This is a genomic window from Arthrobacter sp. StoSoilB13 (genome assembly GCF_019977255.1).
In the GTDB taxonomy this organism is placed as follows: Bacteria; Actinomycetota; Actinomycetes; order Actinomycetales; family Micrococcaceae; genus Arthrobacter.
This window is the reverse complement of record NZ_AP024647.1, coordinates 539,655-554,518: the sequence shown is the minus strand read 5'-3', so window position 1 is coordinate 554,518 and position 14,864 is coordinate 539,655. Positions and strand designations below refer to the sequence as shown.

Here is a 14,864-nt window from a genome sequence, read left to right as displayed (position 1 = left end):
AAGCTGCGCCCCTTGCGCGAACTTAAAAGTAATGATGCTAACGATAGCATGACATAAATCACATTGGAGATGGACAAATATGCTGCCACCGGTCGATCTACGTCCGCCATTCAACATCACCCGAACCAGCCACCTGCGCCTGAATGTCGCCGACCTTGCCGCGAGCCGTGACTTCTACACCACTGTCCTCGGCCTGGTGGTGACCGAGGAGGACAACTCCACCGTCTACCTGCGTGGCCTCGCCGAGGCCTGTCATCACAGCCTTGTGCTGGAGAAGAGCAAAGACGGCGGCACCGCCCGCCGGATAGGTTTCCGCGTCTTCTTTGAAGAGGACCTGGACGAGGCCTACAGCTATTTTCGTGAGCGGGGACTCCCGGCCGAGTGGGTGGACATGCCACATCAAGGCCGCACCTTGCATGTTGCAGACCCCGCCGGCACTCCCCTGGAGCTGTGCGCAACCATGGAGACCCGGCCACGGCTGCACATCAACTTTGAGCAGTACAAAGGCGCCCACTCCCAGCGGCTGGACCACTTCCAACTGCTCACGCCCGACGTATACGGGTTGTGCGCGTTCTACAGCGAACTGGGATTCCGCAACTCGGAGTACCTCGAGCATGGCGATGAACTTGTGGGAGCCTTTATGTACCGCAAGGGCACCTGCCTCGACCTGGCGATGGTGCCCGGCGCTGGTCCAAGCCTCCACCACTTCGCTTACACAGTCTCGGAGAGCCACGACATCTTCACCGCCTGCGATTTCGCCGGCATCCTGGGCTATGGCGACCAGGTGGAGCGTGGTCCAGGCCGTCATGGCCCGGGCGGCATGCTGTTCGCGTACCTCCGGGACCCGGACGGCCACCGTGTTGAGGTCTTCAACAGCCACTACCAGACCATCGATCTTGAGACCGAGCCTGTTCGCTGGGACGCCGCATCGGTGAGCACCAACGCACGCTGGGGCCTGCCGGCCCTGGAACAGTGGTACTTCGAAGCCTCGCCCTTCGTCGGCACACCACTGAAGTCCCCGGCTGTCCGCCCTGCCCCCATGACGCTGGAAAAGTTCCTGGCCAGCCCCCAACTCCCCTGATTGCCAGCCCCGCTGACACCCCAACCCGACTGGAGCACCACACTATGTCCCGAGTTCCCTCCCTGTCCCGCGACAACGCCGTCTCGGTCCACCAGCAGCCGCTGTGGGACCGCATCGAGGCGGAACGCAAAATGCCCACAGCCAACATCTTCCGCTCACTGGCGAACGCCCCGGTGCTGCTCGACGCGTTCCTCTCCTACGCCAACGCCATGCGCGACAGCTCCCTGCTGAGCCCGAAGCTGCGGGAGCTTGCCATCCTGTCCGTGGGTCACGCCACCGGCTCTGAGTATGAGATCGCGCACCACCAGTCCCATGGCCTCAAAGCCGGACTCACGGATGAGCAGCTTGCCGCAGTGGCCGACGGCACCAGCACTGAGTTGTTCAATGACCTCGAACGCGCAGTGATAGCGCTGGCGCGTGAATCCACCATCAACGTGAATGTGTCCGATGAAAGCTGGTCAGCTGCAGCCAAGCACCTCGATGACCAGCAGATGGTGGAGCTCACGTTGACCATCGCCTGGTACAACTCAGGCGTCCGGATAATGGGCCTCCTCGGCATTGAACTCGAGGACAGCTACCGTAAGTAGCTGCCTGCCTCCCTCCCCCAGAACCACACCCTTTTCCCAGAAGGAGCCGTCAATGGCGACGATGCGCGCAGCCAGACTGCATCAGATCGGCGATCCGATGTCGATCGACACCATCGAAGTACCCAAGCCCCGACCCACGGATGTACTGGTCAGGGTCAAGGCCGTCGGCATTGTGCCGAACATGGCCAACGTGATCAATAGTTGGCCCACTTGGTTTCCGCACCAACCGATCCCCAAATTTCCGGCGATCTTCGGGCTCGATCCCACCGGGGTGGTGGAAGAAGTGGGCGAGTCCGTCATCAACATCAAACCCGGAGACCGGGTGTATGTGAGCCCGCTCCGCTCCTGCGGCAGCTGCTACGCCTGTTCCGGGGGAACCCCCAGCCGCTGCCGCTACTACACCCTCAACGGGTATTTCAGCACCTCCCGCGATGGCCAGAGGATCTTTGATCTCTACCCTTACGGCGGGTTCAGTGAGTTCATGACCGCGCCACAACAGGCTCTGGTTAAGATTCCTGACAACCTTCCGTTTGAGCTGGCAGCCCGTTTTGGCTACATCGGCACCGCTTACGGTGCCCTGCGCCTGGCCGATGCCGGACCCGGCACGGTGGGCTTGATAGACGGCATCACCGGTACCTTGGGCGTGGCTGCTACCGTGCTTTGTTTGAGCATGGGCGTTGCGAAGATCCTGGGCACGGGGCGCAACGCGGAGCTGCTCCAGCGCGTGAAGGCGCTCGCCCCGAACAGGATAGAGGTCATGAACCTCGGGGAGCAGTCCTCCGGGGAGTGGGCCAAGGCTCGGACACGGGGCGACGGTGCCCACTTCGTGATCAGTGCGCTCGGGGCCAGGGCTGACGCCGCAACCATGGTGGACTCCATGAAGGGGGTCCGGCGTGGCGGCCGCGTGGTGAACGTCGGCGGAGTTGCCGACGAGGTCCCAGTGGACATGAAGTGGCTGATGGACGAGCAGGTGCAGATTATCGGTTCGAACTGGTTCACCGCAGCCCAGGGCCAGGAGATGGCAGACATGGTCGAGACAGGAACCCTGGACCTCACCTACCTTGAGACCGAGGCCTTCCCGCTGTCAGACGTTAACAATGCCATCTCAGGGCGGTTGAAGGACCCGCGCGGTGGCTTCAGCAACTATGTAGTCATTCCCTAGTGAAGTTTCCGGCTGGCCGTCCCTTCGGGGACGGCCAGCCGAGGTGTCCCTGAGACACGGGACAGTACTCAGGCGCCGGCGCCGGTGAGCACAAATGCCACCGTCGCCGGCGTCTTTGTCTTGTTCCGCCAGGCATGGCGGGCGGCAAGCTGCACTATGGTGTCACCCGGGCTCAACAGCACCTGTGCGCCGTCGTCGAGCTCCAGCCACAGCTCCCCGTCCAGCACCACTCCGTAGTCGACGCTGGGCGTGCGGTGCATGCCGTCCGGCTCGAACACCTCCGCAAGGTCAGGGGCGTAGGCCGCCATCTCCTGCCCTGCGGCGCCCGGATCGAAGCCCGGGCTCATCACCACGGATTCCGGTGCGTAGCTCACGATCACGAAGCTGGCCCCGCCTGGCCCCGGCACCACCGGGCCGTGGTTGTCGGTAGGTTCCCCCTCCGGCAGGGAACCTGATGGCACCCCCGGTGTAAACCAGACCCGGACCTGAGCCTGTCCCGGCATACTCGCGAACGCATGGCTGTTGGGCACTGGTCCGTCGGAAACAAAAACGGACTTTCCAGATCCGTCCATGCCGGTCACCACTCTGCGTACAGTCATGGCTTGTCCTCTCTCTATGTGCAATCGTTAGCACTATTCCCCCATGACGCTGAGGTGTCAAGGGATGGGATCAAAACCGGGAGTGATTTAGCGTCGACCGTTTACTTTCACGGGGTAAGCATCTGGCATTTGCCTCCATCTGTGCTATCGTTAGCATTATGCTTGAAGAAGATAAGATCGACGACGGCGTCGCTCCCGCAGGAATCGTCCTGACCCAGGCGGGCCTCCCCCACGAAAAGGCAGCCATCTGGCTGGTGCACAGCGGCAAGGCACTTCCGTTGCAGGCGTGGGCCGGACGCTGGGCCTGCGCCGGATTCGCCTCACTCACTGAGCTGATTGCCCACTGGGGCAGCGTCCATGCGGAGCTTCGCCGGCTCATCGAGCTCCCTCAGACTTCAGCGGCGATCAGCGAAGACGGCGTTCCGGTGGCTTCCCTGCGGCTCAAGGCTCCCATCCAGCCCACCCAGGTTTTCTGCACCATCGGGAACTACCGCCGCCAGGTCATCGAAGCCGCAGTGGACGCCGGCGACCCCGCCGACGCCGGGCAATTAGCGGCCGACACCGCCCAGGCACTAAAACTCCGACGCCGGGACGGCAGCCCCTACGTCTGCTTGACCAGCAACGACAGGGTTGGCCCCGCTGATGGTGAACTCGCCCTGGAGCCGGACATGGACACCCTTGACTGGGAAGTGGAGATCGGCGCCGTCGTCGGAGGTTCCGGCTACCGCTTGACGCTGCCGGAGGCTGAGGCGGTGGTCGCCGGCTACTGCGTGGTCAACGACCTGACCATTCGCTCCCGCATCTTCCGGCCCGACTTGCCCGCGCTGGCCTCGGATTGGCTGCAGTGCAAGGGAATGCATGGGTCGCTGCCGCTTGGACCCTGGTTCGTGCCAGCCTGGCAGGTCCCCGACCCCTCGTCACTGCGGCTTCGGCTCTCGCTCAACGGCTCGCCCATGCAGGACGACACGGCCGACGACATGCTGTTCACCATCCCCGAACAGATGGCTTACCTGTCCCAACACACCCGTCTTCGCCCCGGAGACCTGCTCTGCACCGGCTCCCCCGCCGGGTTCGGGATCCACCACGGCCGGTTTCTGCGGCCCGGAGACTCCGTGAAGGCCTCGATAACCGGGCTCGGCGAGCAGCGCACCCGCTTCGTTGGTCCGACATCCATTCCCACCCCATCCCCTTCAACCTTGGCCGATCCAGGCCTGACCACCACATAAGGAGCAGACTCATGACGCTGCAGCAAACAGTCCTGCTGACAGACCGGGCCCTGGCCCGACGACAGTATTGAACGCGGCATCATCGAAGACGCCGGCTTCCGTCTTGTTGCCGGTCCTGCCGACCCCGCACCAGTTGAGGCCATCGACGCGCTGATCGCCGAACACCAGCCCGCCGCCATCCTCACCTGCTGGGCAACAGTGTCCGCCAAAGCAATCGCATCCTCAGCCCCGTTGCGGGTTGTTGCCCGGATGGGCGTTGGCCTGGACAACATCGCCGTGCCCGCGGCCACGGATCATGGCGTGCAGGTGACCAACGTGCCCGACTACTGCGTCGAAGAGGTCTCCGACCACGCCGTCGGTCTGGCCCTGGCTTGGACGCGCGGCCTCGTGGCCGCGGACCGTGAGGTCCGCGCCGGACGTTGGAACCCCGCCGGGGCCCGGCTTCGCCGCCTGTCCAACCTGACGTGCGGCGTGGTCGGATACGGCCGCATTGGCAGAACCACCGCAGCCAAGCTCAAAGCGCTCGGAGCCCGCGTGGTGATCAGCGATCCACACCCACCGGCCAAAACCGACGGTATTGAGGTGATGGCATTGGATGGCCTCCTGGCAGCCAGCGACATCGTAGTCCTCCACGCTCCCCTGGTCCCGCAGACACATCACCTTATCGGGGCCCGGGAACTGGCCCTGCTTCCGCAGGACGCCTTCCTGATCAATGTCAGCCGCGGCGGGTTGGTCGATACCGACGCCCTGACGGCCGCCCTGCAATCAGGCAAGCTCGGCGGAGCAGGACTGGATGTCCTGGAGGAGGAGCCTGCAGTTCCGTCAGGGCTGCTGGCCTTTCCAGGTGTGATTGTCACACCACACATCGCTTTTGCCTCCGACGCTTCGGTGATCGACCTGCGACGCAGCGCCGCCGAGGAAGTGGTCCGCGTCCTGCGCGGAGAACCCGCAAACTATCCCTGTAACACCCCGTCCGCCCTCGCAACAGGAGTGTCATCGTGAGCAACATCCGCACCGTCCACGGCCGCCAGATCTTTGATTCCCGAGGCCGCCCCACTGTTGAGGTGGACATCATCCTCGAAAACGGTGCCAGCGCCCGGGCGTCAGTACCTTCCGGAGCCTCCACCGGCACCCACGAGGCACACGAATTACGCGATGGCGACGCATCCGTTTTCGACGGCCTCGGAGTCACCTCCGCCGTCGAGCATGTAAACGGCGAGATCGCAGCGTCGCTGCTCGGCCAGGATGTTGACGACCAACGGGCCATCGACGAAAGGCTGCGGAACCTGGACGGCACCTCCACGCTGTCCCGGCTCGGTGCCAACGCAGTACTGGGGACCTCGCTGGCGGTCTGCCGCGCCTCGGCCGTGGCCAGCGGCCTGCCGCTGTACCGAAGGATCGCCCAGCTCGCCGACGTCGACGAGCCCGTACTGCCGATGCCGATGGTCAACATCCTTTCCGGCGGCCTCCACGCCGGACGCGGCATGGACGTCCAGGACTTCCTCGCAGTACCGGTCGCGGCAATGTCCGCACTCGAAGCCATCCAACTTACCTCCCGTGTCCGAACGGCCGCCGCTGCCCTCTGCGCCGAACGGGGACTGCCCACGCTGTTGGCCGACGAGGGCGGGCTGAGCCCTGGCTGCCGAACGGGCGAGGAGGCCCTGGAGCTCATCACCGAGTCCATCCTGGCCGCTGGCCTGCAGCCGGGTACGGACATTGCCATCGCCATCGATGTCGCCGCTGCATCCCTGTACGACAGTGAGGCAGGCGACTACCACCTGCGGCGACAGGGACAACGCCTCAGCACCACCGAGATGATTGACATGGTGTCCTCATGGGTGGACCGCTTCGCCATTGTCTCGATTGAAGATCCGCTCGATGAAGATGACTGGACCGGCTGGCGGACCCTGACGAAGCGCCTCGGCCACCGGATCAGGCTGATCGGCGACGACCTGTTCACCACAAACAGCGAACGGCTCGCCCGGGGCATTTCCCAGGGCGTTGCCAACGGAGTCCTGGTCAAAGTGAACCAGAACGGCACACTGACAGGCACCCTTGACGTGGTGGCCCAAGCGCGGGCCGCAGGCTATGCGCCGGTGGTATCAGCCCGCTCCGGGGAGACCGAAGATGACTTCCTCGCCGATCTGGCTGTAGGCACCGCATCGGGGCAGATCAAGGTCGGGTCGGTACGGAATTCTGAACGGCTCGCCAAGTACAACCAGCTGGTGCGCATCGCCGAGGACCCGGCCCTGGGCTTCACGAACCTCCCGGCGCTGGCCTTAACCGCGGACGGTGGCCGGTGAAAATCGCCGAACCCCAGGAGCGGGTTCGGGAGTTCCTGCTCCGCCATGGACTGATGCAGCCTGGTGAGGAGCCGGCACTACACCCGTTGACCGGCGGCGTGAGCTCGGACCTCTGGCAAGTGTCGCTGCCCGGCCGCACCCTGTGCGTCAAGGGAGCATTGGCCCAGCTGAAGGTGGCCCACGAGTGGCTCGCGCCCCTCTCCCGCAACCGGGTTGAGTACGACTGGCTGCAGTTTGCCGGCAGCGTTGCCCCCAAACAGGTCCCCCAGGTCCTGGCCTACGATGGGGAGGCCGGGTTGTTCGCCATGCAGTTCCTCCCCTCCCGGGACTACCCGGTCTGGAAGGAAAGCCTCCTGGCCGGGCACGTGGACCCGGCCGCCGCTCATGCTCTCGGCGTCCTCCTCGGCAGGCTGCACTCGGCAAGCGCCAAGGATCCAGCGCTGGCACGTAGGTTCGCCACCGACAGCAACTTCGACGCCCTGCGCATTGAGCCATACTTCCGCGTCACTGCACGCGCCAACCCCAACCTCGCGGACAGGATCGAGGTTCTTGCCGAGAGGACCGCCGGCACGCATATGGCGTTGGTACACGGCGACGTCAGTCCCAAGAACATCCTCCTGGGTCCGGACGGGCCGGTCCTGCTCGATGCCGAGTGCGGCTGGTTCGGCGACCCTGCATTCGACGTCGCATTTTGCCTGAACCATCTGATGCTCAAAGCGATTATCCTGCCGCAGCACACAGCACAGCTGCACACTTCCGCAACAATGCTGCTGGACGGCTACGCCCACCATATTGACTGGGAACCGTCCGCGGACCTGATGGCGCGTGTCGCTGGCCTGCTGCCGCTGCTCGCCCTGGCCCGGGTCGACGGAGCCTCCCCGGTGGAGTATCTGACATCTGGGCAACGGGGCCAGGTGCGCGACCTTGCACGGGAGCTGCTGGCCCGGCCCGCAGTTGCCCTCCACATTGTCCTCAAGGAGTGGATGCTGGTGGCGGCCGCTCCAGCGGCCGGCAGGACCCATGTGAAGGAGCAGACCAGGTGACCTTTTCCTTGTCCACTCTGCGGGTCGACGGAGTGCCCACCCCGGTGCTCCGGCTCTCCGACGGTCCCATATACCGACTCGCCGACGTCGCACCCGAGGTACTCCACCACCATCCGGTGGGCGGGCTTATGACAGTCTTCGCCAATTGGGAGACCGCCGAGCCCCGGCTGCTTGCCGCCGTCGAGACCCTCACTGAGGGCACGGCAGCCCAGTTGCCCGAGCCGGCCGAGCCTGAAGACTGGCTCACGCCGCTGCAGTATCCGAACAAGGTCATCTGCGCCGGCGCCAACTATTACGACCATGTGGTCAACGACGGCGGCCATGCTGGCTTTTCGAAGGAAGACAACATTCCGGTCTTCTTCCTCAAGCCGCCCACCACCACGCTCGTCGGCCAGGGCAGAGCCGTCCATTACCCCAGCCAGACGGAGAAGTTCGACTACGAGCTTGAACTTGCCCTTGTCATCGGCCGGCGCGGCCGGAACATCCCGCTGGACCGGGCGCGTGACCACATCGCCGGCTACACCATCGCCCTGGACCTGTCGGCCCGTGACTGGCAGCGCCACCCCAAGCACCTCGTCAAATTCGATCTCTTCGGCGGCAAAGTCTTCGACGACAGCTGTCCGCTTGGTCCGGGAATTGTGCCCGCCCGCTTTGTCGATGACACCAACCTGCAGCTGCAGTTCCGGCTCAACGGTGAGCTGCGCCAAAACGCCAACACGTCCGACCTGATCTGGTCTGTTCCCGAGCTGGTCTCCCTGATCAGTGAACACGTGACCCTCGAACCTGGCGACGTTGTGCTCACGGGAACTCCCGCTGGGGTGGGCCTCAGCACCGGAACCTGGATGCACCCCGGAGACCGGCTCGAGGGACGCATCAGCGGCCTTGGAACCATCAGCGTGCAGATCATCCCCGCCGACACCGACCAGCCAGACTGACACACACACCAACATCAAGGAGCAGACCATGAAGGCAGCCGTTCTGACCCGGACTGGAACAGTCCCATCTTACGAAGACTTCCGAGATCCAGAGCCCCACAGTGGACAAGTGGTCGTCGAGGTAGCGGCGGCCGGGGTCCATCACCTCGACCTGGCCAAGGCCTCGGGAGCATTCGGAGATCCCGACACCCTGCCTTACGTGATTGGCGCCGACGGCGTAGGCAGGACCTCCGCCGGACGTCGCGTCTTCTTCACCTCACCGGTTTCGCCGCATGGTTCCTGGGCCGAGCGCACCGTCGTGGCCGAGGAAGACCTGCTGGACCTCGCCGACGACGTGGACGACGTCACCGCGGCTGCGCTTGGCAACACCGGACTTGCCGCCTGGCTGGCCCTCACCTGGCGGGCCAAGCTGCAGCCAGGCCAGAACGTGCTTGTGCTTGGCGCAACCGGCGCACTGGGCTCCATCGCCGTCCAACTCGCAAAGTCCCTTGGCGCCGCAACGGTGGTCGCTGCCGACCGTGACACCGGCCGCCTCGCCCTGTCCCGGGAACGCGGAGCCGATGCGAGCGTGACCATCAGCCCGGGCACCGACCTCGTGGCAGCCTTCCGCAGCACAGTGGGTGACAGCGGGTTCGATGTCATCCTTGACCCGGTGTGGGGTGAACCCGCCCTTGCCGCAATGCATGTTGCAGCCCGGGGCGCCCGCCATATCCAGATCGGCCAGTCAGCGGGAGCAACTCTGGAGCTTCCCGCCGGGATCGTCCGTGCCGCCCGCCTGGAGCTCCTCGGCTTCGCCCATATGGACCCGCCAGCACAGATCCGGAGAGAGGCTTACCTGAATCTGACGGCGCTCGCGGCGACAGGCGCTTTGTCCGTCGACGCAATGACCCTGCCTCTTTCCGCTTGCCAACAGGCCTGGGAATTACAGCAGCAGGGGGCCCCGCGGAAGCTCGTGCTAACCCCGTAGGGGCCCACATTCCTTCCAACCACGAAAAGGCTGCGATGGAACCCGGCTACACCGAGACGGCCAAGTCAATACACGACCACAGAAATAAGAACGAAGGTTTTACAACATCATGTCCCGTCCAGTACGGCTCAACATCAGACACCGCAATGATTTAGACAACGGACTCAATCTGGAAGTGGCTGCCGCGATCCAGAAGGCCCTCAAAGACCCCGGATATGGCGTGTTGGTAACCCGCCATGATCGCGAAACCTTCACAATACAGCTCTCCCCTGATGTCCCTCACGGAATGACCCACGAATTGGATCTTTTCTCCCGCTCCTGATCGAGCGCTTCGTCCCTGGCCAAACCCTATTAACGGCAGTTCCGTCATGAATTCGATGCTCCGGGGGGTACTTGTAGGCGGCCAGCCTGGTCTTGGCAAAGGCTGCCAATTCCTCCACCCTGAGGCTGGGGTTCTGCCAGGCCTCAGGCGTGGGGAATCCGGAGCAGCTCTTCGAGGGCATCGGCTCCAGCCGCCGCACCCCCGGCGGCTGCGTAGCCAGCAGCGACCCGCCGGGCTCCTTCCTTCTTTGTCAGGGCTTCGTGAACTGCGGCGCGAAGCTTCTCCGCAGTGAGCTTCTTCCTGCTGAGCCGCACACCCGCGTCGGCGGCCACCACCCGGGCCGCAACCTCATGCTGATCGCGGCCGAACGGAACCACCACCACCGGAACTCCCTTGGACAGTGCCTTTTGGGTGGCTCCCATACCGCCATGGGTGATGGCAACCGCAGCGCGCTCCAACACCTCTGAATGGGGCACGAACCGTTCCAGCCGGGCATTGGCAGGAAGGGGTCCAAAATCCACCGGTCCGGCGGACCGCTGGTCTCCTGCCGATCCGCTCCCCTCCGCAGGCAGCGTGGCAACGACAGTGAAGGGCTCGTTGGCCATGCCCTGCAATGCTGCGCGGACCAAATCCTCGTCGGCCTGGTACTCGGACGAGGTGGTCACCAGGATGACCGGGTCCACGGCGTTCTCAAGCCAAGCTGGCGGAGAGAAGGGCGGGTCCCATGACAGCGCCCCGATCATCCGGACACGGTGTCCCCAGTCCGGGTGCGGGTATTCAAACGGCTCGGCACTGGTAACGAGGAGGAGCGGCGCGGTGAGGAAGAAGTCATCCACGTTCCGCGACGGCGGCAGTTTCCCGCCGGAGATTTCGGCCCGGGCCCTGTTGATCCCGGGCATCATCAGCTTTTCGACGGCGCCAGTCACCAGGGGTCGGATGAGCGCGTCCCGGAGCCTTCCCACTGGACCTGGCATCGGATCCAGCCCGGGTCCGAACGGCGGGGTTCCCCGGGACGTCAGTGGCGGTGTGTAGGGGCAGAAGCTGGCCCACGGGAGCCCGAGATCCTCAGCCACGATACGTGCGCCCCACGCATTGATGTCCACGAGCATCAGATCCGGACTGGTATCGCCGATGGCGCGGCGAAGGTCAGGGGCGTCGAAGCGGGCACGCGCCGTGAAGGTCTCAGTGCTCGCGGTCAGCCCATCCTTGATCGATTTCGCCAGATAGTCCCGGTGCCTGATCTCAAGGAGGCGCGGGTCGACGGATTCGGCCTGGAAGCCGGCGCCGCGAAGGGCCGTTAGCTGTTGGGGAATTGTCCGCACGTGGACCTCATGTCCCCGGGCCTTCAGTTCCAGTAACAGCGGGACCATGGGAAAGAGATGGCCGATGGCGGGCGAGGTGTAGGCGAGAACGGTGGACATTATGGCCTCCGGGTGAAGGGCTCAAGCATTTCGATTAAGGAAAGGGCCACCTGGTCACGGGTCAGGCCAGCGTCCAGCCGGAGCAGCTTCCAGGTGTAGACGTCACAAAGAGCGACGAACTGGGCAAGACGGCGGCCCCGATCCGCCCCGTCCGGGAGAAAATCATCCTCAAGGAACGGGGCGAAAACCCGCTCGCACCACAGGCGGTGAAGGCGTCTGCCCGTTTCAGTCATGTCCGCCACGGCCGCTGAGGTTCCCTCCTCGGACAGCATCTTCAAGGCGAGAGCGCCCGTGGTCTCATAGTGTTCGAGCAGGTTCTCGATGGCGCCGGGGACGTTGCCGGCAGGCGCAGCATCGCGCTGGGCCATCACCTGCGCAGCGGTGTGTTCGACCGTTGCATCGATGAGCCCGCTGCGGTCGCCGAAGCGACGGATGACGGTCTGCACGGTGACTCCGGCACGATCAGCCACCGCGATCAAGGTGATCTCCGAGAGCGGTCTTTCCATGAAGAGCTCCCGTGTCGCCTCAAGGATCCGGCGCCCCGTGTCAGCGGCGTTTGACGCCCGTTTCCGGTTGTCGTAGCGCCGGGCTGTACCCCCGCCAACATTCATGTTAATCATGTTAACTCCAATATTGACGACAGGTCCAGAGGTGCAGAGCGCACGGATATCTCCGGGCTTGGTGTACTGACGCCAGCCTCTTTGAGTCTTGCCGTAAACCCGGGCGGTGCGACAACCAGAGCTGCAACGGGTACGGGGCTGCCCGGCTTGTGCTGGACAGCCCGCCACCTATCGCGTCCTAGCTGGATGCCCGAAGAGCCTGGACATATGTTTCGACTCGTTCCAAGGTGTCTGCATCGTGCGGTCCCCATTCCGGGTGAGGTGTGCCGGGACCCGCGTAGGGTTCGTCCCGGTAATGATGCTGGTACCCGGCTAGTTTCTGTTCGAGCTCGGCTCTGACGGAGCGGTAGCTGGGGTCATCGGCTACATTACGGACTTCGGTGGGGTCGCTTCTGAGGTCGTACAGTTCCCATTCAGCCTCAAAGACACGATCAGAGGCCCCGGGGACGTCCAGCCCGGCGTTGTAGTAGTGGATCAGCTTGTAATCGGAGGTCCGGATGCCGTAGTGGCCTGGTGCTGAGTGAATAGGATCGTCGTGCTCCCAGTACCGGTAATACGCCGCGTCGGGCCAATCGTCGATCTCCTCACCCCGCAGGAGAGGCCGGAAGCTCCTGCCCTGCGATGTGGGAAGTGCCTCGTCTGCCTTGATTCCGGCGATGTCCAAAAAGGTGGCGGCGAAATCGACGTTTGTGATGATTGCCTCGCAACGGCTGCCGGCAGAGATTTCGGCGGGCCATTTCATCAGCATCGGCATCTGCAGGGACTGGTCAAACATCAGCCGCTTGTCGAACCAGCCGTGGTCACCGAGGAAGAAGCCCTGATCGGATGTGTAGACGACGAGGGTGTTCTCGGACAGTCCGCGCTCATCGAGGTAATCGAGAAGCCGACCGACGTTGTCGTCGATGGATTGGATGCACTGCAGGTAGTCGCGCATGTAGATCTGGTACTTCCACCGCATGCGCGCTTCCCTGTTCTCAGGTCCGCGGAGTTCCTCCGGGACCTCAGACTTGAGGTCCTCGGCACCCATGTCGTCGGCAATGGTCATGTGGACGTTCCGTACAGCTTGGCTGCGGGTGGCGTAGTCATCAAAGAATGTTTCGGGCTCCGGGATCTTCCCGTCAGCGTAGAGGTGCTTGTGTTTCTCGTCGGGGATCCAGGGGCGGTGCGGTGCTTTGTGGTGGACGAGCATGCAGAAAGGCTCCTCCCCCGTGAGTCCATCCAGCCAATTGATGGAGAGGTCGGTGACGATGTTCGTCGCATAGCCGGGAACGGTCGCGCTGCCCATCTCGTCGATCATCTCCGGATTGAGGTAGTCACCCTGTCCAGGAAAGATCTTCCAGGCATCGAATCCGCGCGGCAAGGACTTCCCGTGCTCACCCAAGTGCCATTTCCCGAAAAGGGCAGTCTTGTAGCCCTGTTCGTGGAGTACGTCCACGAATGTGGGTACCCGGTAGTCCATCTCGGTCCAGATGGAGGATACGCCGTTGATATGGCTGTAGGTCCCTGTGAGGATAGACGCCCGGGAGGGACTGCAGATCGAGTTGGTGCAGAAGACGGCATCCATGCGCATGCCTCCTTGGGCGATGCGGTCAAGGTGCGGCGTTTGGTTCACCCGGCTGCCGTATGCCGAAATGGCGTGGGCGGCGTGGTCATCGGACATGATGAAGATGATGTTCGTCCTCGACATCGTTCTTCCTTTCGTACGTTTGGTGCTGATCCTGGGGGCTGTCGCTTATCAGTGCTCTGGCTGGGTGAGCCGAACAACCCTGGTGATTGGAAGCTCTGAGACGGAGGTGCCGATCCTGAGGGTGTATTCGCCGGGTTCGTAGGTCCATCCGTTGTCCCAGTACGCCAGCAGACGGGTGGGGACCTCCAGAGTCGCGGTTACAGTTTCGCCGGGTTGGGGCCCAGACGGGTGTGGAGGCAATGAGCCAGCGGACCGGGCGCTCGACGGCGGAGTCCTTCTTTTCGGCGTAAACCTGGACCACCTGCTTGCCGCTCCGTTCGCCTTTGTTGGTGAGGGTGACGCTGACCGGGATGGCCTCGCCCGGAGTGAGGGGGCCGTCGGGTCCGTCGACGGTGTCCAGGGTCCAAGTGGTGTAGCCGAGGCCGTAGCCGAATTCGTAGGCTGGAGTAGCCCCGGTCTTGAGCCAGGCGCGGTAGCCGATGTGGATGCCTTCGTCGTACCGGAGCTTCCCGTCGGCGTCGGGTGTGGTGTTAAGGACCGGGACGCTGCCTTGGGTGGCAGGCCAGGTGGTGGGCAAGCGCCCGCCTGGTTCGACGGTGCCGGTGAGGATGTCGGTGAGGGCGTTGCCAAATTCCTGGCCGCCGAAGTAGCCGATAAGGATCGCGGCGACCTCGTGCCGCCACGGCATAATGACCGGGGACCCGGCGTTGACGATGACAATCGTGCGGGGGTTCGCGGCGGCGACGGCGTGGACCAGCCGGTCCTGCAGGCCGGGCAGGTCCAAGGTGGTGCGGTCGTAACCTTCGGATTCCACCCGGGCATTGGTCCCGACGACGACGACGGCGACGTCGGCTTTCCGGGCGGCCTTGGCTGCTTCAGTGATCAGCATTTCAGGGTCCGCGTCGGCGGTC

16 protein-coding genes and 1 pseudogene are annotated in these 14,864 nt (G+C 63.9%); 10 read left to right on the top strand and 7 right to left on the bottom strand.

What is annotated here, in order from left to right:
* Positions 1-79 precede the first annotated feature (79 nt).
* From LDP01_RS02585 to LDP01_RS02575, 3 genes are read left to right on the top strand one after another with little or no spacing between them, the layout of a single operon-like run.
* Positions 80-1,081, top strand: coding sequence for a VOC family protein (locus tag LDP01_RS02585; RefSeq protein WP_224090022.1), 1,002 nt, complete (start codon positions 80-82; stop codon positions 1,079-1,081).
* Between the two features lie 44 nt (positions 1,082-1,125).
* Complete coding sequence (locus tag LDP01_RS02580) at positions 1,126-1,668, top strand: carboxymuconolactone decarboxylase family protein (protein ID WP_224090021.1); 543 nt, start codon at positions 1,126-1,128, stop codon at positions 1,666-1,668.
* Positions 1,669-1,720: 52 nt separating this feature from the next.
* On the top strand, positions 1,721-2,830 hold the full coding sequence (locus LDP01_RS02575) for an alcohol dehydrogenase catalytic domain-containing protein (protein WP_224090020.1): 1,110 nt from the start codon (positions 1,721-1,723) through the stop codon (positions 2,828-2,830).
* A gap of 68 nt (positions 2,831-2,898) precedes the next feature.
* Here the strand turns inward: LDP01_RS02575 and LDP01_RS02570 are convergent, their stop codons facing one another.
* Positions 2,899-3,429, bottom strand: coding sequence for a cupin domain-containing protein (locus LDP01_RS02570; protein WP_224090019.1), 531 nt, complete (start codon positions 3,427-3,429; stop codon positions 2,899-2,901).
* Positions 3,430-3,587: 158 nt separating this feature from the next.
* Here LDP01_RS02570 and LDP01_RS02565 point away from each other — a divergent pair, with 158 nt between their 5' ends.
* Positions 3,588-4,655: a fumarylacetoacetate hydrolase family protein gene (locus tag LDP01_RS02565; RefSeq protein ID WP_224090017.1), complete on the top strand. Its 1,068-nt coding sequence runs from the start codon at positions 3,588-3,590 to the stop codon at positions 4,653-4,655.
* A 9-nt stretch (positions 4,656-4,664) separates the two neighbouring features.
* On the opposite strand, the gene LDP01_RS02560 is transcribed toward LDP01_RS02565, so the two are convergent.
* Positions 4,665-4,820: a hypothetical protein gene (locus LDP01_RS02560; RefSeq protein ID WP_224090016.1), complete on the bottom strand. Its 156-nt coding sequence runs from the start codon at positions 4,818-4,820 to the stop codon at positions 4,665-4,667.
* Here LDP01_RS02560 and LDP01_RS02555 point away from each other — a divergent pair.
* From LDP01_RS02555 to LDP01_RS02530, 6 genes are all read left to right on the top strand, one after another.
* Complete coding sequence (locus LDP01_RS02555; protein WP_346658919.1) at positions 4,797-5,657, top strand: C-terminal binding protein; 861 nt, start codon at positions 4,797-4,799, stop codon at positions 5,655-5,657. The genes LDP01_RS02560 and LDP01_RS02555 overlap by 24 nt on opposite strands.
* On the top strand, positions 5,654-6,958 hold the full coding sequence (gene eno / locus LDP01_RS02550) for a phosphopyruvate hydratase (RefSeq protein ID WP_224090014.1): 1,305 nt from the start codon (positions 5,654-5,656) through the stop codon (positions 6,956-6,958). The genes LDP01_RS02555 and eno overlap by 4 nt, the downstream gene beginning before the upstream one ends.
* Positions 6,955-8,001: a phosphotransferase family protein gene (locus LDP01_RS02545; RefSeq protein WP_224090012.1), complete on the top strand. Its 1,047-nt coding sequence runs from the start codon at positions 6,955-6,957 to the stop codon at positions 7,999-8,001. The genes eno and LDP01_RS02545 overlap by 4 nt, the downstream gene beginning before the upstream one ends.
* On the top strand, positions 7,998-8,936 hold the full coding sequence (locus LDP01_RS02540; RefSeq protein ID WP_224090011.1) for a fumarylacetoacetate hydrolase family protein: 939 nt from the start codon (positions 7,998-8,000) through the stop codon (positions 8,934-8,936). Before LDP01_RS02545 ends, LDP01_RS02540 begins: the two co-directional genes overlap by 4 nt.
* A gap of 28 nt (positions 8,937-8,964) precedes the next feature.
* Positions 8,965-9,903: a quinone oxidoreductase family protein gene (locus tag LDP01_RS02535; protein WP_224090009.1), complete on the top strand. Its 939-nt coding sequence runs from the start codon at positions 8,965-8,967 to the stop codon at positions 9,901-9,903.
* 109 nt (positions 9,904-10,012) lie between these two features.
* Positions 10,013-10,225 (top strand): hypothetical protein, encoded by a 213-nt coding sequence (locus tag LDP01_RS02530; protein WP_224090007.1) that lies wholly within the window; start codon positions 10,013-10,015, stop codon positions 10,223-10,225.
* Between the two features lie 143 nt (positions 10,226-10,368).
* Here LDP01_RS02530 and LDP01_RS02525 read toward each other — a convergent pair whose 3' ends face one another.
* From LDP01_RS02525 to LDP01_RS23600, 5 genes and pseudogenes are all read right to left on the bottom strand, one after another.
* On the bottom strand, positions 10,369-11,646 hold the full coding sequence (locus LDP01_RS02525; RefSeq protein ID WP_224090005.1) for a glycosyltransferase: 1,278 nt from the start codon (positions 11,644-11,646) through the stop codon (positions 10,369-10,371).
* On the bottom strand, positions 11,646-12,266 hold the full coding sequence (locus tag LDP01_RS02520; protein ID WP_224090003.1) for a TetR/AcrR family transcriptional regulator: 621 nt from the start codon (positions 12,264-12,266) through the stop codon (positions 11,646-11,648). The genes LDP01_RS02525 and LDP01_RS02520 overlap by 1 nt, the downstream gene beginning before the upstream one ends.
* 178 nt (positions 12,267-12,444) lie before the next feature.
* Positions 12,445-13,953, bottom strand: coding sequence for a sulfatase family protein (locus LDP01_RS02515; RefSeq protein ID WP_224090001.1), 1,509 nt, complete (start codon positions 13,951-13,953; stop codon positions 12,445-12,447).
* Positions 13,954-14,001: 48 nt separating this feature from the next.
* Positions 14,002-14,193 (bottom strand): fibronectin type III-like domain-contianing protein, encoded by a 192-nt coding sequence (locus LDP01_RS23605; protein WP_346658918.1) that lies wholly within the window; start codon positions 14,191-14,193, stop codon positions 14,002-14,004.
* A 232-nt stretch (positions 14,194-14,425) separates the two neighbouring features.
* Positions 14,426-14,842, bottom strand: a pseudogene (locus LDP01_RS23600) (glycoside hydrolase family 3 C-terminal domain-containing protein); the annotation flags it as partial.
* Positions 14,843-14,864: the final 22 nt, after the last annotated feature.